Origin of the sequence: Streptomyces sp. col6 (genome assembly GCF_008042035.1) — a bacterium.
Lineage (GTDB): Bacteria > Actinomycetota > Actinomycetes > Streptomycetales > Streptomycetaceae > Streptomyces.
The window spans coordinates 225,540-245,734 of record NZ_RDBL01000027.1; the positions used below are offsets into that span (position 1 = coordinate 225,540).

The 20,195-nt window shown below is 70.6% G+C and carries 16 protein-coding genes and 1 pseudogene; 6 read left to right on the top strand and 11 right to left on the bottom strand.

Annotated features, from left to right (window positions below; all coding sequences use genetic code 11):
• A pseudogene (locus EAO73_RS36905) lies at positions 1-194 on the top strand (MFS transporter); the annotation flags it as partial.
• A 14-nt stretch (positions 195-208) separates the two neighbouring features.
• On the top strand, positions 209-358 hold the full coding sequence (locus EAO73_RS37440; RefSeq protein ID WP_191134256.1) for a hypothetical protein: 150 nt from the start codon (positions 209-211) through the stop codon (positions 356-358).
• Between the two features lie 298 nt (positions 359-656).
• Here EAO73_RS37440 and EAO73_RS28240 read toward each other — a convergent pair whose 3' ends face one another.
• From EAO73_RS28240 to EAO73_RS28270, 7 genes are all read right to left on the bottom strand, one after another.
• On the bottom strand, positions 657-2,258 hold the full coding sequence (locus EAO73_RS28240) for an MDR family MFS transporter (RefSeq protein WP_147974343.1): 1,602 nt from the start codon (positions 2,256-2,258) through the stop codon (positions 657-659).
• An 84-nt stretch (positions 2,259-2,342) separates the two neighbouring features.
• Complete coding sequence (locus EAO73_RS28245; RefSeq protein WP_147974344.1) at positions 2,343-2,945, bottom strand: TetR family transcriptional regulator; 603 nt, start codon at positions 2,943-2,945, stop codon at positions 2,343-2,345.
• 69 nt (positions 2,946-3,014) lie between these two features.
• Entirely contained in the window at positions 3,015-3,989 is a 975-nt protein-coding gene (locus EAO73_RS28250; protein WP_147974345.1) for a DUF6215 domain-containing protein, read from the bottom strand.
• 100 nt (positions 3,990-4,089) lie between these two features.
• Positions 4,090-6,132, bottom strand: a complete 2,043-nt coding sequence (locus EAO73_RS28255) for a beta-galactosidase (protein WP_147974346.1) — start codon at positions 6,130-6,132, stop codon at positions 4,090-4,092.
• Between the two features lie 65 nt (positions 6,133-6,197).
• Entirely contained in the window at positions 6,198-7,547 is a 1,350-nt protein-coding gene (locus EAO73_RS28260) for an ABC transporter substrate-binding protein (protein WP_147974347.1), read from the bottom strand.
• 55 nt (positions 7,548-7,602) lie between these two features.
• Positions 7,603-8,538 (bottom strand): carbohydrate ABC transporter permease, encoded by a 936-nt coding sequence (locus tag EAO73_RS28265; protein ID WP_147974348.1) that lies wholly within the window; start codon positions 8,536-8,538, stop codon positions 7,603-7,605.
• Between the two features lie 6 nt (positions 8,539-8,544).
• On the bottom strand, positions 8,545-9,471 hold the full coding sequence (locus tag EAO73_RS28270) for a carbohydrate ABC transporter permease (protein ID WP_147974349.1): 927 nt from the start codon (positions 9,469-9,471) through the stop codon (positions 8,545-8,547).
• 349 nt (positions 9,472-9,820) lie between these two features.
• On the opposite strand from EAO73_RS28270, the gene EAO73_RS28275 reads away from it, so the two are divergent.
• A complete protein-coding gene (locus EAO73_RS28275; RefSeq protein ID WP_147974350.1) occupies positions 9,821-10,819 on the top strand; it encodes a LacI family DNA-binding transcriptional regulator in 999 nt (332 codons plus the stop codon).
• Between the two features lie 49 nt (positions 10,820-10,868).
• Here EAO73_RS28275 and EAO73_RS36915 read toward each other — a convergent pair whose 3' ends face one another.
• Positions 10,869-11,081: a hypothetical protein gene (locus EAO73_RS36915; RefSeq protein ID WP_224756497.1), complete on the bottom strand. Its 213-nt coding sequence runs from the start codon at positions 11,079-11,081 to the stop codon at positions 10,869-10,871.
• Positions 11,082-11,332: 251 nt separating this feature from the next.
• On the opposite strand from EAO73_RS36915, the gene EAO73_RS28285 reads away from it, so the two are divergent.
• Positions 11,333-12,439 (top strand): aldose epimerase family protein, encoded by a 1,107-nt coding sequence (locus tag EAO73_RS28285; protein ID WP_224756498.1) that lies wholly within the window; start codon positions 11,333-11,335, stop codon positions 12,437-12,439.
• 64 nt (positions 12,440-12,503) lie between these two features.
• Here EAO73_RS28285 and mmsB read toward each other — a convergent pair whose 3' ends face one another.
• Genes mmsB through chvE form a run of 3 tightly spaced genes read right to left on the bottom strand, consistent with a single transcriptional unit; the run spans position 12,504 to position 16,476 of the window.
• The gene (gene mmsB / locus EAO73_RS28290; RefSeq protein ID WP_147974352.1) at positions 12,504-13,751 is read right to left on the bottom strand and encodes a multiple monosaccharide ABC transporter permease; all 1,248 of its coding nucleotides are present in this window, start codon (positions 13,749-13,751) and stop codon (positions 12,504-12,506) included.
• Positions 13,748-15,319, bottom strand: coding sequence for a multiple monosaccharide ABC transporter ATP-binding protein (mmsA, locus tag EAO73_RS28295; protein WP_147974473.1), 1,572 nt, complete (start codon positions 15,317-15,319; stop codon positions 13,748-13,750). The genes mmsB and mmsA overlap by 4 nt, the downstream gene beginning before the upstream one ends.
• A 47-nt stretch (positions 15,320-15,366) precedes the next feature.
• Entirely contained in the window at positions 15,367-16,476 is a 1,110-nt protein-coding gene (gene chvE / locus EAO73_RS28300) for a multiple monosaccharide ABC transporter substrate-binding protein (RefSeq protein WP_147974353.1), read from the bottom strand.
• A gap of 411 nt (positions 16,477-16,887) precedes the next feature.
• On the opposite strand from chvE, the gene araB reads away from it, so the two are divergent.
• Both araB and araA read left to right on the top strand, forming a co-directional pair.
• Positions 16,888-18,594 (top strand): ribulokinase, encoded by a 1,707-nt coding sequence (gene araB / locus EAO73_RS28305; protein WP_147974354.1) that lies wholly within the window; start codon positions 16,888-16,890, stop codon positions 18,592-18,594.
• 74 nt (positions 18,595-18,668) lie between these two features.
• Positions 18,669-20,177, top strand: a complete 1,509-nt coding sequence (gene araA, locus EAO73_RS28310) for an L-arabinose isomerase (protein WP_147974355.1) — start codon at positions 18,669-18,671, stop codon at positions 20,175-20,177.
• Positions 20,178-20,195: the final 18 nt, after the last annotated feature.

The following is a 20,195-nucleotide window of genomic DNA, read 5'->3' on the forward strand; positions in this document are numbered from 1 at the left end:
TGCAGAACCTCGTGCTGGCCGCCCAGAACGACGTCCCCGCCTCCGAACTCGGCGCGGCCACCTCGGTCCTGTCGTTCTTCCGCAGCCTCGGCGGCGCCATCGGTACGAGCGCGCTGGGCGCCGTCCTCGGTCACCGGGTGGCCGAGGAGCTGAAGAAGGGCTTCGGCGGTGCGGCCGGCGGCGGCACCGGCGGGGCGCGGAACCGTCGGTGGGGACCACCCAGAGGGTGCCCGCGAGGGCGAAGGCCGCCAGGCGCACCGGGGCGTCGGTGGCGTACGAGACCACCCCGGAGGAGGTCTCGCGGGCGCGTTCGCGCCGGGCCCGCTCCTCCGGCGGGACCTCGCCGGGCTCCTCCTGAGCGAAACCGGGCCCGAGCGGGTCGGCGAGCAGCCTCTCCGCGCCGTCCTCGTACAGCCAGAGCCGGCTCACCGGGTCGGTGCCCGAGGTACCCCGGACGAACACGATCCGCTCGCCGTCGGGGGAGACGGTGAACTCCCGGGGCACGCCCAGCGAGAAGCGCCGCGTACGGGCGAACTGGCCGGGGAGCGCATCGGCGGGCGAGCCGGAGGGGTCTGTCATCCCGACACCATGACAGGTGGCGCGGGGCGAAAGCCGTCCGGGGCCCGTCCGCCGTGGACGGGCCCCGGGAGCGGGGATCAGTGCGCGGCGGGCGCGGCCGGCTGTGCCGCAGCCGTCTCCTCCGCCAGGCGCTCCATGCCGCTTTGGGTGCGCAGCGGCTTCTCCTTGATGAACAGCACCGCGATCAGCGCCAGGAAGGCGAAGGGGGCGCCGATCAGGAAGACGTCGGCGGTGGCGACACCGTAGGCGTTCTCCACGATGACGCGCGCCGGCTCAGGAAGCTTGCTGAGCTCGGGGACACCGCCGCCGGTGCCGCCGCCGGCCGCACCGCCGAAGCCCTTCTTCAGCTCCTCGGCCACCCGGTGACCGAGGACGGCGCCCAGCGCGCTCGTACCGATGGCGCCGCCGAGGCTGCGGAAGAACGACAGGACCGAGGTGGCCGCGCCGAGTTCGGAGGCGGGGACGTCGTTCTGGGCGGCCAGCACGAGGTTCTGCATCAGCATGCCGACACCGACGCCGAGGACCACCATGTAGACGCTGAGCAGGCCGAAGGAGGAGTCGGCGCCGATCGTGGAGAGCAGGCCCATGCCGGCGGTCATGATGACGCCGCCCGCGATGAGGAAGCCCTTCCACTTGCCCCGGGCGGAGATGATCTGGCCCGCCACGGTCGTCGAGACCATCAGACCGAGGATCATCGGGAGGCTCATCAGACCCGCGATCGTCGGGGACTTGCCCAGCGAGATCTGGAAGTACTGGGAGAGGAACACCGTGCCGCCGAACATCGCCACACCGACCAGCAGGCTCGCCACCGTCGTCAGCGCGACGGTGCGGTTGCGGAAGATGTCCAGCGGGATGATCGGCTCCGCCACCCGGGACTCGACCCACACCGCGGCGGCCAGCAGAACCACACCGGCGGTGACGAGCGCGGCGGTCTGCCAGGACGCCCAGTCGAAGCGGTTGCCCGCGAGGGTCACCCACAGCAGCAGCGAGCTGACGCCGCTCATGATGAGGACGGCGCCGACGTAGTCGATCTTCACCTCGCGGCGGATCGTGGGCAGCTTCAGGGTCAGCTGGAGCAGCACGATCGCGAGCAGCGCGAACGGTACGCCGATGAAGAAGCACCAGCGCCAGCCCAGCCAGGAGGTGTCCACCAGGACCCCGCCGATGAGCGGCCCGGCGACCGTGCCGACGGCGAAGACGGCACCGAAGACGCCGGAGTATCGGCCGAGTTCGCGCGGCGGGATGATCGCCGCCATCACGACCTGGGCGAGCGCGGTGAGACCGCCCGCGCCGATGCCCTGGACGACACGGCTGACGATGAGCAGCCCGACGCTGTGCGAGAAGCCCGCGACGAGCGAGCCGACGACGAACATCGACAGGGAGAGCTGGATGAGCAGCTTCTTGTCGTACAGGTCGGAGAGCTTCCCCCAGATCGGCACGGTCGCCGTCATGGCGAGGAGTTCGGAGGTGACGACCCAGGTGTACGAGGACTGGGTGCCGTGCAGGTCGGCGATGATCCGGGGCAGGGCGTTGGAGACGACCGTGGAGGCCAGGATGGCCACGAACATGCCGGCCATCAGGCCCGACATGGCCTGGAGTATCTGGCGGCGCGTCATGCCGGACGCGGGCCCCTCGGTCGGACCGGCGGCGCCGGTTTCGGGTGTGACGGCAGCGGTCATCGGCTGACGTTCCTCATTCTCTGGTGACTGGCTCCGCGACCGGTGGTGCCGCGCGGAGTGGTGGTGCGGGCGCGCCGGGCGCGCTCAGGCCTTCAGACCGGCGGCCAGCGAGGCGAACGCCTCGCGGTACAGGCTCTGGAAGGTACGTGTACGGCCCGTGGCCACCCAGACCTCGACCGCGGCCCGCACGGCGGCGACGGCCACGTGCGCGAGAAGCCGGGGATACAGGTCGCTCTCGGGGTCCTGGCCCAGCCGCTCGGCGACGACGGCCACCATGGCGGTCTCGTCGGCGCCCCGGGCGGCCAGGAAGTTGGGGAGCAGCGCCGGGCTCTTCTTCAGCACCGCCAGCTGGAGCTCCCAGCGCTCGTGGTCCTCCTCGATGGAGGCGAGCTCCTGGGCGATGGCCTCGCTGAGGGCTTCGAGCGCGGTGAGGTGCTCCGGGGCGTTGAGCACGGCCCGGCGGGTGCGTTCGGCGTTCTCCTGGGCGGGACGCGTGATCGCGTCCTCCAGGCACGGGAAGTAGTTGAAGAACGTGCGCACGGAGACGCCGACCGCGGCGGTGACCGCTTCCACGGTCACGTGCTCGAAGCCGCGGTCGGCGGCCATGCGCAGGGCCGCGCCGGCCAGGGCGTCACGCGTGGCGCGCTTCTTGCGTTCACGCAGCCCCAGGGGCGGGTCGTCGCTCATGAAGGTGCATGCTATGCAATTTTGCAGGACGGGCAAAATTGTTGTCGGCGGCCCCGGCGGGGCCGGACCTCACCCCGCGGCCCGGTCCGGGAGCGTCGGGAGGATCTTCTCGACGACGGAGAGGATGACGCCGTCGTCGGGGAGGGCGGACCCGGACTCGCTCCACACGGTGAAGTCGAAGGAGCCGCCCGGGTCCTTGCGGTCGAGGGCCACCGTCAGCGTCCTGGCCAGGGGGCCCTGCGTGCCGGGCCCGCCGGACGCGTCGCCCCCGATGCGGAACTGCATGAGGTGGTCCGAGGTGAAGACCGCGGGCCGGCCGAGGACCTTGTCCGGCCTGGGGTCGAGGGTCTGGGGCGCCAGCACCTTCACGTACTGGGCGACGGTCAGGTGGTTGTACGTCGCCGAGAACTCCACGGTGTACGTCTCGAACTGGACCCGGGCCTCCGGCTCGGCGACCTTGTCGGCGGTCAGCGACGCGGTGCCGCTGTTGCCGTAGGCCACGGTCGCCTTCTCGCCGGGCGTTCCGAGCAGCTCCGCCAGGTCGGCGCGGTTGAGCGCCTTGCACAGGTCGTCACCGGTCACCGCCCCCGGCGTCAGGGCGTACGCCTTCGGCAGCTCCTTCCCCGCGTCGTGGTCCGTGCAGGAGGCGGGCTTGCGGGCGCCGGCGGTGTCTTCCCCCGTGAAGTGGGGGGCCAGCCACACCGCGCCCACGAGCGCCCCGACCAGAGCCAGGGCCGCGAAGACCTGTGCCCCGGCGCCGGGCCCCTTCTTCTGCGCGGCAGGGGCCGGAGCCGGTGCCGGTGCCGGCGGGGCTGCCGCCGCCGGGGTCGTGGTCGTGCCGGACCAGCGGGCACGCAGCGCCTTGACCACCGTGTGGACGCGGAACGCGGTGGCTATGAGGAAGACCGCGCCGATGCCCGCCAGGATCCACCTGCGTTCGTCGAGGGCGAGATACAGGATGCGTACGCCGAAGACGGACCCGAGCAGGATGAAGAGGGGTTCGCGGACCCAGAAGGGCAGAAGGCGGAGAAGGAGACCGAGCACCCGGTGATCTCACCAGATCGTGATCATGGCCGCTGTGACGGAGGCCATAATTCCGGGCATGTTCGGACTTGGTGAGTACCTGTGCACGGTCTCCCCTCGCTCAGCCGGCCGGCTGCCGGAGTACGGCGACCCCGCGCGGCTTCAGCACGAGGGCGCCGTCCGCGTCGTTGTCACCCAGCAGCACCTCGCCGGTGGGGCCGGGGACGGTGACCGTCCGGTCGGTCCTGTTGACCAGGAACCGGAACGTGGCGTCCGGCCCTCTGCGTACGGTCGTCTCGACCGGGCCGCGTGCGGCGGGCGGCAGTTCGGCGTGCACGCCGGCCGCGTCCAGCAGCCGAGGGAGCAGCTTCGCCAGCCCGGCGGTGCCGAGCCGGGTGGAGACGTACGCGGCGGACCCCTCACCCGTCGCGAGCCGGGTGACGGCGGGGCGCCCGGCCTGCACACCGGTGCGGTACGCGGAGAGCACCTCGGTCCCCGGAGCGGTGGCCGTGATCCGGTCGGTCCACAGGGTGCCGGTCGTCCCGTCGTCCAGCTCCACCGTCTCACCGGCGACCAGCGGTCCGAACTCCTCGATCCGGATGCCGAGCAGCTCGCGCAGGGCGCCCGGGTAGCCGCCGAGCCACACGTGGTCGTTCTCGTCGACGATGCCGGAGAAGTAGGTGGTCACGAGATGGCCGCCCTGTTCGGCGTAGCGCGTCAGCGCCTTGCCCAGGCCGGCCGGGACCATGTGCAGCACGGGGGCGACGAGCATCCGGTGCCGGTGCAGATCGGCGCGGGCGGTGACCAGATCGGCGCGGATTCCGGCGTCGAGGAGGGCGGTGTACCAGTCCAGGGCCTCCTGCCGGTAGTCCAGCAGGGCGCTGGGGTGGGAGTCCTGCTCGACGGCCCACCACGACTCCCAGTCGTACAGGATGCCGACCGGAGCCGGCTCGCGCACGCTGCCGGCGACCGGGGCGAGGTCGCGCAGGGTGGCTCCGAGGTCGCACACCGAACGGAACAGCTCGCTGTCCTCGCCGGCGTGCGGGAGCATCGCGGAGTGGTACTTCTCGGCACCGGCCGCCGACTGGCGCCACTGGAAGAAGCACACCGCGTCGGCCCCGTGCGCCACATGCAGCAGCGCGTCCCGGGCCAGATCGCCCGGCGCCTTGGCGACGTTGACGGGCTGCCAGTTGACGGCGCTGGTCGAGTGCTCCATCAGGAACCACGGCCGCCCCCCGGCGATGCCGCTGGTGAGGTTCGCGGAGAAGGACAGCTCGTCACGGTCCTGCGGCCCGGGGTGGACGTAGTGGTCGTTGGAGACGAAGTCGATCTCGTCCGCCCAGTCCGGGTAGTTCATGCCGCGGGTCCCGCCCATCACCATGAAGTTGGTGGTGACGGGGACGCCCGGCGTGAGCTCGCGCAGGATGTCCCGTTCGGCGCGCAGGTGCTCCTTGAGCATGTCCGATGAGAAGCGTTTGAAGTCGAGCTGCTGGGTCGGGTTCGGGTGGGAGGCGGCCAGGCGCGGGGGGAGGATCTGCTCCCACGCGGTGTAGTGCTGGGACCAGAAGGCGGTGCCCCAGGCATGGTTGAGCGCGCCGAGGGTGGTGTATCGGTCCTCCAGCCAGTCCCGAAAGGCGCGGGCGGCGTCGTCGGAGTAGTCGTAGACGTTGTGGCAGCCCAGCTCGTTGTTGACGTGCCACGCGACGAGGGCCGGGTGTTCCGCGTAGCGGGCGGCCATCGTCCGTACCAGCTGGAGCGCGTGCCGGCGGAAGACCGGGGAGGTCGGCCGCCAGTGCTGGCGGGCCCCCGGCCACACCGTCTCCCCGTGCGCCGTGCGGGGCAGGATCTCGGGGTGCGCGGTGGTGAGCCACGGGGGAGGGGAGGCGGTCGCGGTGGCGAGATCGACGCCGATCCCGTGCGCGTGCAGGAGGTCCATGACCTCGTCGAGCCAGCCGAAGTCCCAGGTGTCCGGGCCCGGTTGGAGGCGCGCCCAGGAGAAGATCCCGACGGACACCAGGTTGACGCCCGCCCGGCGCATCAGCCGGACGTCCTCCTCCCAGACGTCGCGGGGCCACTGCTCGGGGTTGTAGTCGGCACCGTGGACGAGACGGGGGCCGGAGGTGCCGTCCGCGCCGCTGGGGCCGGACAGGAGGTGGGAGATCATGACGGTCCTTCCGGAGATGGCACCGGCGGGCGGCGCGGACGCCCGTCCGCGCCGCCCGGGGCGTACTACTTCTCGACGGTGAAGCCCTGCTCGTCGCCGTACTTGACGGATGCGTCCTGCCAGGCCTTCAGACCCTCGGCGAGCGTTGTGCCGGAGACGTACGCCTTGCCGGCCGTGTCGTTGAAGACGGAGTTCGCGTACACCTGGTACGGCAGGTACGACCAGTCGTCGGGCACGGCGGCGGCCGACTGCGCGAAGACCTTGTTGGCCTGCTGCCCGCCGAAGTACGGGAAGGCGGTGTTCTGGAACGAGGCGGACTCCAGCTGCGCGGTGGTGGCCGGGAACGCGCCGCCCTTCACCCGGGTGTCGACGCCCTTGCCGGCGTTCGCGTACTCGATGAACGCGTAGGCCAGCGCCTCGTTTCCGCCCAGCTCGGGCAGGGCGAGGGCGCTGCCGCCGTTCTCCGCGCTCGCCGTGGCGCCCGCGGTCCACTGGGGGAGCGGGGCGACGCGCCAGTCCCCGGCCGCGTCCTTGACGCCCGACGCCAGGTTGGCCGGCATCCACGCGCCGATGGCCAGGGTGGCTATCGTGCCGTCGCCGAGGCCCTTGTACCACTCGTCCGACCAGCTGGTGACCGGTGCGACCAGCTTCTCGTCGAGCAGCTTCTGCCAGGTGGCGGTGTACTTCGAGGCGCCCGCGTCGGAGAAGTCGATGCGCACCTTCGTGCCGTCGACCTTGTACGGGCGGGAGCCGGCCTGCCACAGCATACTGGTGGTGAACCCGGCGTCCCCGGTGTCGTTGGTGATGTACGCCTTCGGGTCGGCCTTGTGCAGGGCGCGGGCGGCGCTCACGTACTCGTCCCAGGTGGTGGGCACCTTGATGCCGTGCTGGTCGAAGACCTTCTTGTTGTAGAACAGGGCCATCGGACCGGAGTCCATGGGCAGCCCGTACAGGCCCTCGCCGCCCGCCTTGATGCCGTTCCACGGGCCGGGTGAGTACTGTTCGGCGAGCTTGTCCGCCCCGAACTTCTTCAGGTCGGTGAGCTCCTTGGTCAGCGCGTACTGGCCCATGGCGTAGTACTCGACCTGGGCGACGTCGGGTACGCCCTTCTTGGCCGCGATGGCGTTCTGCAGGGCCTTGTACTGGTCGTTGCCGGTACCGGCGTTGACCAGCTTCACCTTGACCTTGGGGTGCTCCTTCTGGAAGTCGGCTGCGACCTGCTTCAGCGTCGGCTCCCACGCCCAGACGGTGACGGTCCCTCCCTTCTCCAGGGCCGCCTGTACATCCGAGGCGGAGAGCTTGTCGGGCCCGGAGGCGGAGTCGTCGGAACCGCCGCAGGCGGTGAGCGTGCCGGCCAGGGCGAGAGCGCAGAGGACGCCGGTGCCGCGCAGCAGGCGGTGTGAACGCTGAGACATGGTCGTTCCACTTCTTCGAGGAATGGAGGTGAGGCACGGAGCGGGAGCGGTGGGGCTACTCCTTGACGCTTCCGGCGGCGAGTCCCGACTGCCAGTACCGCTGGAGCAGCAGGAACGCGGCGATCAGCGGGACGACCGTGATCAGGGAGCCGGTGATCACCAGATGGAAGACGGGCTGCCCGCCGGCGGTCGCGGCCTGGGCGTTCCAGCTGTTCAGGCCCAGGGTCAGCGGATACCAGTCGGGGTCCTTGATCATGATCAGGGGCAGGAAGTAGTTGTTCCAGGTGGCCACCATCGTGAACAGCGAGACGGTGACGATGCCCGGGGCGAGCAGCGGCAGCGAGACCTGGAAAAAGGTGCGCAGTTCACCCGCGCCGTCGATGCGGGCGGCCTCCAGCAGTTCCGCCGGAATGGCCTCTTGGGCGAACACCCACATCAGGTACAGGCCGAAGGGGGAGATGAGGGAGGGGATGATCACCGCCCACGGGGTGTTGGTGAGGCCCATGTTGCTGAACATCAGGAACGTCGGTACGGCCAGCGCGGTCCCCGGGACGGCGACCGCACCGATGACCACGGCGAACACGGCCCGGCGCCCGGGGAAGGCGAACTTCGCCAGCGCGTACCCGCCCAGGACGGCCAGGAACGTCGCTCCGCCCGCGCCCAGGACCACGTACATCAGGGTGTTGAGGAGCCACCGGGTGAAGACGCCGTCGTCGTAGGTGAAGGTCTCCCGGATGTTGTCCCACAGCGCGAAGTCGCCGTCGAACCAGAGCCCGAAGGAGCGGGACAGCCCCTCCTGGGTCTTCGTCGCGCTGATGAGCAGCCAGACCAGCGGGATCAGGCTGTACAGCAGCACCAGCCCGGTGAGCAGGGTGAGCAGGACGCTGCGGCGGCGGTGCCTGGGGGAACGCGCCCGGGTGGTCACGCGCAGCCGGGGCGCGGAGCGGGTGACCGCGGGGGAGCCGGTGGAGGACGTCATGGTGCCGGTCATCGCCGTTCACGCTCCCTTGCGCATGCCGCGCAGCTGGACGACGTAGGCGACGGCCATGGTGATCAGCCCCATGACGATGGCCACGGTCGCGGAGTAGTTGTGCTGCTGGCCGGAGAAGGACAGCGAGTACGTGTAGAAGTTGGGCGTGTAGTCGGTGGTGATGGCGTTCGGGGCGAGCTTCTGCAGCACGCTCGGCTCGTTGAAGAGCTGGAAGCTGCCGATGACCGAGAAGATCGTCGCGATGACGAGGGCGCCGCGCAGGGCGGGCAGTTTGATCGCGCCGATGACACGGAACTGTCCCGCGCCGTCGATCTCGGCCGCCTCGTAGAGCGAGTGCGGGACGACCCGCAGGGCCGAGTAGAAGATCAGCATGTTGTAGCCGGTGAACTCCCAGGTGACGATGTTGCCGATGGAGGCCAGGACGAGGTCGGGGGAGAGGGGGTCCGGCAGCGAGACGCCGAGCGCCGCGTTGATGTCGCTGACGAGCCCGAAGCGCGTGCCGTACATGAACCCCCACATGAGGGTGGCGACGACGGCCGGCACCGCGTACGGAAGGAAGACCGAGATGCGGAAGAAGCTCTTGCCGTAGAGCCGCCCGCTGTCCAGGGCCAGCGCCACCAGGAGCGCGATGCCGAGCATGACCGGCACCTGGACGCAGAGGAACAGCGAGACCCGACCCGCCGCCGCCCAGAAGTCCGGGTCGCTCAGGGCCTGTTCGTAGTTGTCCAGGCCGACGAATGCGGTGCCGCCGATGAGCCGGTCGCGGAAGAGGCTGAGGTAGAGCGAGTACGCGATCGGCGCCAGGAAGACGAGGGCGAAGACCGCCACGAACGGGCCGATGAAGGCCCACCCCGTCCAGGAGCGGCGGTCCCGTCGTGCGGGGGGCGGCGCAGGGCGCCGTTCTGCGGCTGCCGGGGATGACAGCGTCGTCATGATCGTTCCTCGCTCATCCGGGTCTGGACCTGGGGCGCGGTCCGGCGCGGACGGCCGGACACCGTGAAGCGGGTGATGGTTGCGCAAACATCACGCACGGCGATGTGTCGTCGGCTGCTATGTTTGCGTAAACATCGGGTGGCGGAATGTCTACACTGCCCGAACGGTGCGGTCAAGAGTCCCCGGGGCGGCCGGGGCACGGACGGCGGGTGGCTGACAGAGAGTGGACATGGCTGAGGAAACGTCCCCGAATGCGTTCGGAGCGACCGGACCCGCAGGTGGGCGGGGTGGTGCCACCGCCGCCCCAGCCCGTCGGAGCGCGCGGCACGGCGGGCGGGCGACCGCGTCGATGGCGGACGTGGCACGGCTCGCGGGCGTCTCCGCGCAGACCGTCTCCCGGGTCTCCAACGGCTACGCCGGGGTCAACGACGCGACGCGCCGCGCGGTCCTGGACGCCATGAAGGAGCTGGACTACCGGCCCAACAGCGCGGCCCGCGCGCTCAAGCGCGGGGAGTTCCGCACGATCGGCGTCATCACCTTCTCGCTCGCCACCACGGGCAACGTCCGCACGCTGGAGGCCATCGCCACCGCCGCGGCGCGCGAGGGCTACGCGGTGACCCTGCTGCCCGTGGCCCTGCCGACGCAGGACGAGGTGCGCGGCGCGTTCTCCCGCCTGGAGGAACTGGCCGTCGACGCGGTGATCGTCATCATGGAGGTCCATCTGCTGGACGCCGTGACGCTCACCCTGCCGCCGCACGTCCAGGTGGTCGTCGTCGACTCCGACGCCGGCGACCACTACACGGTCGTCGACACCGACCAGGCCGGCGGCACCCGCGCAGCCGTACGCCATCTGCTCGACCTCGGGCACGAGACGGTCTGGCATCTCGGCGGGCCGGAGGACTCCTTCGCCGCCCAGCGCCGCGCGGACGCCTGGCGGGCGGCACTGGCCGAGGCCGGCCGGGTGACGCCACCCCTGGTACGGGGGGACTGGTCGGCGGAGTCCGGCTACCGCGCGGGCCTCGAACTCGCGCGGGCGTCCGGCTGCGGGGCGGTCTTCGCGGCCAACGACCAGATGGCGCTGGGGCTGCTGCGCGCGCTGCACGAACGGGGCCTGCGCGTGCCCGAGGACGTGAGTGTCATCGGGTTCGACGACATCCCCGAGGCGTCCTCGTTCCTGCCGCCCCTGACCACGGTCCACCAGGACTTCGCCGAGGTGGGCCGGCTCTGCGTGGACGCCGCCCTGCGCAAGGTGCGTCAGGAGGAACCCGAGCGGGGGACGACGCTTGTCCCGACCCGGCTCGTCCTGCGCGCGAGCACGGCCCGGCCCGGCCGGCGGGACGCGGAGTGATCCGGTACCGCCGGCCGAGCATGCTGACGAACAGTCAGGCGAGCAGCTTTCAAAGCCGGTTGTCCCCGCCGTTGCAGGCGTAGGTGGCGACCTGCGTGTGGACGGCCGGGGTGGCGCCGGGCGCGTCCAGGCACCCTTGTGTGCCGAGGCTGGGCAGGGCCGTGGTGGGCGAGCCGGTGCGGGTGCCCCAGGCGTACGCGAGGCGGTCGAGGCCCGTGGTGTTGTGGACGCGCAGCCGGGGGGAGCGACGCGGTGCCCTCACGGCGGTAGAGCGCGTACCAGTCGTAGTCGGGACGGCATGTCCACCGGCACCACACCGTCGGCGCTGCACGTGGCCGACTTCAAGCTTCCCGCCCGAGGGGAGGCGCACAGGGCAGAGCCTGCCCGGTCCCCGGATCAAGCGGGCCCCGCCCTATGGTGTGTTGTTATCGCTCACCTATGCGGCGTTCTCTTCTGTAGTAGCCCAGTGATGAGGGGTTGAGTGAGGCTAAGTTAGCGCTCACAATGCTGGGTGTGTATCAGTCCGAGAGAACTCCTCCGACCTGCTCCCCGGCCCCCGTCTCCGGAGGCCCACCCGTCTGCCGCCCCGATCCGTACTCCGGGCAGCGCTGGACCTTCGGCTTCCCCGGCGGGCTCGTGGCGGAGGTGCACACCCGTGGCGCCCGCCTCCACAGCCTCTGGGCACCCGACCGGCACGGCGCCCCGGCCGACGTCGTCCTCTCGCCCGCCGACCTCGCCGAGACGGCCACCACCGCCCGGTACTTCGGTGCCACGATCGGCCGTTACGCCAACCGCATCGCCCACGGCCGGTTCACCCTGGACGGCACGTCCCACCGGCTGACGACACAGGACAACGGCCACTGTCTGCACGGCGGAACGGACGGGTTCGACAACCGGCTCTGGGAAGCCGAAAGCGTGCACACCCCGGAGCGGACCGGGGTGCTCCTGCACCTCCGCAGCCCCGACGGCGACCAGGGCTTCCCCGGAAACCTGGACGTCACGGTGGGCATGCTCATCGGCCGCGACGGAGACCTCACCTTCTCCTACGCGGCGGTCACCGACGCCGCCACCCCGGTCAGCCTGACCAACCACGCCTACTTCAACCTCGAAGGCGAGGGCGCCGGCGACATCCTCGGCCACGAACTGTCCGTCGAGGCAACCCACTTCACACCGGTCGGCCAGGACCTCATCCCGCGCGGCGGCCATCTCCCCGTCTCCGGCACACCGTTCGACCTGCGCCGGCCGCGCGGGATCGGCGAGGCACTGGCGTACCCGAGTCCCGAACTCGGCTCCACGGACGGCGGGTTCGACCACAACTTCGTACTGAAGGCGCGCCGGGACGAGGCGCCGCGCACCGCCGCCGTCCTCCACGCCCCGGCCACGGGCCGGTTCCTGGAGGTGCTGACCACCGAACCCGGCCTCCAGGTGTACACCGGGGGACAGCTCGACGGGGCTGTCGTCGGCAAGAGCGGTACGCGCTACCGGGCGGGCGCGGGCATCGCGCTGGAGACCCAGCACTTCCCGGACTCGCCCAACCGCCGCGGCGACCCGTCCACCGTGCTGCGGCCCGGTGAGGAGTACCGGTCGAGGACGGTCCTGCGGTTCGGCACCCGGGACTGAAACGGCATGGCTGTGCCCGCCGGTTCACCGGACCGGCGGGCACAGCCACGTCAGGGGGAGGCGGTCAGGCGCCCGCCCTCCGCTTGTTCCACACGTCGAAGCCGACCGCCGCCAGTAGCACCAGGCCCTTGATGACCTGCTGCCAGTCGGTGCCGACCCCCACCAGGTTCATGCCGTTGTTGAGCACACCGAGGACCAGACCACCGATGATGGCGCCCAGCACGGTGCCGACGCCCCCGCTCATCGACGCGCCGCCGATGAACGCGGCGGCGATGGCCTCCAGTTCGAAGTTCACCCCCGCCTTCGGCGAGGCCGCGTTGAAGCGCGCAGCGAAGACCAGCCCGGCCAGCGCCGCGAGCATCCCCATGTTGAGGAAGACCGCGAACGTCACCTTCCGGTCCTTGACCCCGGACAGCTTCGCGGCGGGCAGGTTGCCGCCGATCGCGTACACATGGCGGCCGATGACCGCGTTGCGCATCACGTAACCGAAGCCGACCAGCAGCACCGCCAGGATCAGCAGCACCACGGGCGCGCCCTTGTAGCTGGCCAGCAGCAGGGTCGTCACCAGCACGGCGGCGACCAGGGCCGTCACCTTCAGCGCGAACAGACCCGTGGGCAGGGTGTCCAGCGTGAACTCGCGCTGACGCCGGCGGTCCCGCAGTTCCTGGAACACGACGTACCCGGCCAGTCCGAGGCCCAGCAGCAGGGTGATGTTGTGGTAGTTCGTCTCCGGCCCCACCTCGGGCAGGAAGCCGTTGGCGATCCTCTGCAGGCCCTCCGGGAACGGGCCGAGCGTCTGGCCCTTGAGGAAGATCTCCGTCAGCCCGCGGAACAACAGCATCCCCGCGAGCGTCACGATGAACGAGGGAATGCCGACATACGCAATGAAGAAGCCCTGGAGCGCCCCCGCGACGGCACCCAGCAGCAGGGTGAGGAGCACCGCGACGGGCCACGCGAGATGGTGCTCGACCATGAGCACCGCCCCGACGCCTCCGACCAGGGCCATCAGGGAGCCCACCGACAGGTCGATGTGCCCGGAGATGATCACGATCATCATGCCGATGGCCAGGATGAGGATGTAGCTGTTCTGCAGGACGAGGTTGGAGACGTTGCGCGGCAGCAGCAGGTCGCCGCCCGTCCAGATCTGGAACAGCAGCACGATCAGACCGAGCGCGAAGAGCATGCCGTACTGGCGCATGTTCCGCCGTACGCCGTCCAGGAGCACCCGGACGACCGGGACTCCCGTCGGCGGTGTCCCGCCCTCGCCCGGGGGCGGGGTGGCTTTCGTGGGGGTGCTGACGTCGGTGCTCATGCCTGCTGTCCTTCGGTGGGGGTGGTACCCGCGGTGGCCACCGGTGGTACGGGGGTGTCCTGGGTCATGTGCCGCATCAGGACTTCCTGGGTGGCGGTCTCGCGCGCGACCTCGCCGGTCAGCCGCCCGGCGGCCATGGTGTAGACGCGGTCGCACATGCCGAGCAGTTCGGGCAGCTCGGAGGAGATGAAGAGGATCGCCTTGCCCTCGGCGGCGAGCCGGTCGATCACGGTGTAGATCTCGAACTTGGCCCCCACGTCGACGCCGCGCGTCGGCTCATCCAGGATGAGGACGTCGGGACCGGTGAGGATCCACTTGCTGAGGACGACCTTCTGCTGGTTGCCGCCGGAGAGACGGCCGACCGGTTCGAGGACGTTCGGGGTCTTGATGTTCATGGTCCGCCGGTACCGCTCGGCCACCTTGCGCTCCTCGTGGCCGTCGACGACACCGCGCCGGGCGAGGTCGCCGAGGGAGGCGAGCGAGATGTTCCGGCTCACCGAGTCCCCGAGGTCGAGACCGTAGTGCTTGCGGTCCTCGGTGACGTACGCGATGCCGTGGGCGACCGCCTCGGGGACCGTACGGGTACGCACCTCGCGGCCGTCCTTGAGGACGGAGCCGCGCTCGTAGTGGCCGTAGGAGCGCCCGAAGACGCTCATCGCGAGTTCGGTCCGGCCGGCGCCCATCAGCCCGGCGATGCCCACGATCTCCCCGCGGCGGACCTGGAGCGAGACCCCGTCGACGACCCTGCGGCTGCGGTCGAGCGGGTGGCGCACCGTCCAGTCCCTGACCTCCAGGGCGGGGCGGGCGTCGGCCTCGCCCGTGTACGGCGTGCGGTCGGGGAAGCGGCTGTCGAGGTCCCGGCCGACCATGCCGCGGATGATGCGTTCCTCGGTGGTGGCCGGGTCGTTGACGTCCAGGGTCTCGATGGACCGCCCGTCGCGCAGGATGGTGACGGAGTCGGCGATCCGGGCGATCTCGTTGAGCTTGTGCGAGATGATGATCGAGGTGATGCCCTGGTCCTTCAGTTCCCGCATCAGCCGCAGGAGCTTGGCGCTGTCCTCGTCGTTGAGCGCGGCGGTGGGCTCGTCGAGGATCAGCAGCCGGACGTTCTTCGCCAGCGCCTTCGCGATCTCCACCAACTGCTGCTTGCCCACGCCGATGTCGGCGACGCGGGTCTCCGGGTGGTCGTCGAGGCCGACCCGCTTGAGCAGTGCGGAGGCGCGGCGCAGCGACTCGCGCCAGTCGATGATCCCGCGCCGGGCCGGCTCGTTGCCGAGGAACACGTTCTCGGCGATCGACAGATGGGGGACCAGCGCGAGTTCCTGGTGGATGATGACGATGCCGCGCTGCTCGCTGGCCCGGATGTCCTTGAAGTGGCACGGCTCGCCGTCGAAGAGGATCTCGCCCTCGTACGTGCCGTGCGGGTGGACGCCGGAGAGCACCTTCATGAGCGTCGACTTGCCGGCGCCGTTCTCCCCGCACAGGGCGTGCACCTCGCCGCGCCGCACGGACAGGGTCACCTCGGAGAGCGCCCTGACCCCGGGGAACGTCTTGACGATGGAGCGCATCTCCAGGACCGGGCCGGTGGGTGCGGGGGATCCGGGTGCGGCGGAGGTCACCCGAGCTCCTTGGCGTTGATGTAGCCGGAGTCGACCAGGATCTTCCGGTAGTTGGACTTGTCGACGCTGACCGGGTTCAGCAGGAAGGCGGGCACGACCTTCTTGCCGTTGTTGTAGGTGGAGTCGTCGTTGATCTCGGGCTTCTTGCCGTTCAGGACCGCGGTCACCATGTTCGCCGCGACCTCGGCCAGCGCGCGGGTGTCCTTGTAGACGGTCTGGGTCTGCTGGCCCGCGATGATCGACTTCACGGAGGCGACCTCCGCGTCCTGACCGGTGACCACCGGAAGCGGCTTGGCCTTGCTCCCGTAGTCGTCGGACTTCAGGGCGGACAGGATGCCGATGGAGATGCCGTCGTACGGGGAGAGGACGGCGTCGACCCGTGCGGTGGAGTACGAGGAGGTCAGCAGGTCGTCCATGCGCTTCTGCGCGGTGCCGCCGTCCCAGCGGAGCGTGGTGACCTGGTTGAGCCGGGTCTGCTTGGAGCGCACGACCAGCTGCTTCTTGTCGAAGTAGGGCTTCAGCACCTTCATGGCGCCGTTGAAGAAGTACTTCGTGTTGTTGTCGTCGTTGGACCCGGCGAACAGCTCGATGTTGAAGGGGCCCTTCTTCGCGCCGTCCTTCAGCCCCAGCTTGTCGACGATGTAGGTGGCCTGGAGTTCGCCGACCTTCTCGTTGTCGAAGGAGGCGTAGTAGTCGACGTGCGGGGAGCCCAGGATGAGCCGGTCGTACGAGATCACCGGGATGTCGGCGTCCGCCGCCTGCTGGAGGACGTTGGAGAGCGCCTCGCCGTTGATGGCGGCCACGACCAGCGCGTCGACACCCTGCGTGATCATGTTCTCGATCTGGGCGACCTGCTGGTCGGGATCGTCCTCGCCGTACTGCAGGGTGGTGGCGAACCCGGCCTTCTTCAGACTCGCGGTCATGTTCCTGCCGTCGGCGATCCACCGCTCGGAGGACTTGGTGGGCATGGCGATGCCGATGGTGACGTCCTTCTTGTCCTTCTTCTCCTGGCTTCCCCCCTCACTGTCCTGTCCGCAGGCGGTGAGGAGCAGGGCGCAGCCGGTGGTCACCGCCACAAGGGCGGACGCGGCTCGGAAGTTCTTCATGGGCATGACCTGGCAATCCCGTCGTCGCGAGTGTGGCTCCGCCCGGAACGGGGCGGGGCGGCACGTGTCCGCGTGCCGCCGGGAGGGCGTCGTCGTTCCGGGGCTAAGGGTGGCCGGGGTTCGGCGGCCTTGATGGAGCTCGATTGTTAGCGCTCGCATCGAAGGGTGCAAGGGGCCTCGGCGCTTTTTCTTGGGGCGGCGTGCGGCCGTAAGGGGAGAAAAGGGAGGTAATCGTTGCGCATCTCGCAGGTCGCATCGGATGGTCACGCTACGTATGGAGCCCGGCTTCGCCCCCGGGCCGGCCGGGAACGACAAAAGTGCACGCAACCCTTGCCCCCAGAGATTGTGAGCGCTAACAATCAACGGGGGTGCTCAGCCGCCCCGACTACCCCTGACGAGAGAGACCGCATCGTGACGCCACACGCCTATTCCGACCCCGTCGACCGTCACCACCCCGAGGCCTGCACGGTCGGAGTGGACTTCGGCACCCTTTCCGGGCGCGCCGTGGTGGTCAGGGTGCGGGACGGCGCCGAACTCGGCTCGGCGGTCCACGACTACCGCCACGCCGTCATCGAGGACCGCCTCCCGCTCACCGGCGTACCGCTGCCCCCCGACTGGGCGTTGCAGCACCCGGAGGACTGGCGCGACGTGCTCCGCACCGCGGTCCCCGCCGCCGTCGCGGCCGCCGGGGTCGACCCCGCGCAGGTCATCGGCATCGCCACCGACTTCACCGCCTGCACGGTGCTGCCGGCCACCGCCGAGGGCATCCCGCTCGCCCTGCTGCCCGAGTGGTCCGACCGCCCGCACGCCTGGCCGAAGCTCTGGAAGCACCACGCCGCGCAGGAGCAGGCCGACCGCATCAACGCCCTCGCGCACGCCCGGGGCGAGCAGTGGATCAGCCGGTACGGGGGCAGGATCTCCTCCGAGTGGCAGTTCGCCAAGGCCCTCCAGGTGCTGGAGGAGGACCCCGGGGTCTACGCCGCCTGCGCCCGCTGGATCGAGGCCGCCGACTGGATCGTCTGGCAGCTGACCGGCGCCGAGTCGCGCAACGCCTGCACCGCCGGCTACAAGGGCATCCACCAGGACGGCGCCTACCCCACGCCCGACTACCTGGCCGGCCTCCACCCGGACTTCGCCGACTTCCCCGCGACCCGCCTGGAGTACCCGCTGTCGCCGCTGGGCTCGCGCGTCGGCGGCCTCAGCAGCCGTGCCGCCGCGTGGACCGGCCTGCCCGAGGGCATCGCCGTGGCCGCGGGCAACGTCGACGCACATGTGGCCGCGCCGGCCGCCGGAGCCGTCGAGAACGGCCGGCTGCTCGCCATCATGGGCACCTCGACCTGCCATGTGCTCAACGGCGCCACCCTCGCCGACGTCCCCGGCATCTGCGGCGTCGTCGACGGCGGCATCGTGGCGGGCGCCTACGGCTACGAGGCCGGGCAGAGCGCGGTGGGCGACATCTTCGCCTGGTGGCTCCGGCAGGGCGTACCGGACGACTACCGCGCCGAGGCCAGGGACGCCGGCGAGGACCTGCACCAGCTCCTGACCCGCAAGGCCACCGGCCGGCCGGTCGGGGCGCACGGACTGGTCGCCCTGGACTGGATGAACGGCAACCGCTCCACCCTGGTCGACCACCACCTCTCCGGAGTCATCGCCGGACTCACCCTCGACACCCGGCCCGAGGACATCTATCTCGCCCTGCTCGAATCCACCGCCTACGGCACCCGGGTGATCGTCGAGGCGTTCGAGAGCGGCGGTGTCCCCGTCGAGGAGTTCATCGTCACCGGCGGGCTGAGGAAGAACGCCCTGCTCATGCAGATCTACGCCGACGTGCTGCGCCGCCCCGTATCCCTGGGTACCTCCGAGCAGGGGCCCGCCCTCGGCTCGGCCATCCATGCCGCCGTCGCCGCGGGCGCGCACCCGGACGTCCGGACCGCCGCCGCCGCGATGGGCAGCGTACGGCGGCACGCCTACCTGCCGGACCCCGCGCGGGCGGACGCCTACGACGCGCTGTTCGCCGAATACCGCGCCCTGCACGACCACTTCGGCACCGGCCCCGACCTGCTCCTGCATCGGCTGCGGAAGATCCGCAACGCCGCGCGCACCGCGACGGCCGGCTGACAGACACACCCGTCACCCGCCCGGGACCGCCACGCCCGGACCCTTCGTCCAGCACATCGAGGAGCACACCCGACATGACGCTCGCCCAGCCCGACCGCGAGATCTGGTTTCTCACCGGCAGCCAGTCCCTCTACGGGGACGAGACCCTGGCCCAGGTCGCCGAACAGTCGCGGGTCATCCGCGACACCCTCGCGGACCAGCCGCAGATGACGGTGCGGCTCGTCTGGAAGCCGGTCCTCACCGACGCGGCCGCCATCCGCAGGGTCTGTCTGGAGGCGAACGCCGACGACCGCTGCGTCGGTCTCATCGCGTGGATGCACACCTTCTCCCCGGCCAAGATGTGGATCGCCGGCCTCGACGCGCTCCGCAAACCGCTGCTGCACCTGCACACCCAGGCCAACCGCCGACTGCCCTGGTCCACCATCGACATGGACTTCATGAACCTGAACCAGGCCGCCCACGGCGACCGCGAGTTCGGCTTCGTGCAGACCCGCCTCGGCGTCCCCCGCAAGACCGTGGCCGGCCATGTCACCACCCCCGAGGTCGTCGACCGCATCGCCGGCTGGGCACGCGCCGCGCTCGGCCGCGCCGAGCTCTCCGGCCTCCGGCTCGCCCGCTTCGGCGACAACATGCGCGACGTCGCCGTCACCGAGGGCGACAAGGTCGAGGCCCAGCTGCGGTTCGGGGTCTCGGTCAACACCTACGGCGTCAACGACCTGGTCGCCGTGGTCGACTCCGCCGACGAGGACACCGTCACCGCGCTCGTCAAGGAGTACCAGGACCTCTACGCCCTGGCCCCCGAGCTGCGCCACGGCGGCGAACGCCACGACTCCCTGCGCTACGCCGCCCGCATCGAGGCCGGACTGCGCGCCTTCCTCACCGAGGGCGGCTTCCACGCCTTCACCACGAACTTCGAGGACCTCGGCGGCCTGCGCCAGCTGCCCGGCCTCGCCGTGCAGCGCCTGATGGCGGACGGCTACGGCTTCGGTGGCGAGGGCGACTGGAAGACCTCGGTCCTGCTGCGCACGCTCAAGGCCATGGCGGACGGGCTGCCCGGCGGCACGTCCTTCATGGAGGACTACACCTACGACCTGACGCCCGGTCAGGAACTTATTCTGGGCGCCCACATGCTGGAGGTGTGCCCCTCGCTCACCACGGCGACCCCGTCCTGCGAGATCCACCCGCTCGGCATAGGCGGCCGCGAGGACCCGGTCCGGCTCGTCTTCGACGCGGCCCCCGGGCCGGCCGTCGTCATCGGCCTCGCGGACATGGGCGACCGGTTCCGCCTCGTCGCCAACCACATCGACGTCGTCACCCCGCCCGAGCCGCTGCCCGAGCTGCCCGTCGCCCGCGCCGTCTGGCGGCCGCGCCCCGACCTGCGCACCTCCACCGAGGCCTGGCTGACCGCCGGAGCACCGCACCACACCGTGCTCACCACCGCGCTCGGCGGCGAGGAGCTGGAAGACCTCGCGGAGATGCTGCGCACCGAACTCGTCGTCATCGACCAGGACACCACCATCCGGCGCTTCACCCGTGAACTGCGCTGGAACCAGGCCTACCACCGTCTGGCCCAGAGCCTGTGACCGCCGCCGACGCCTCCA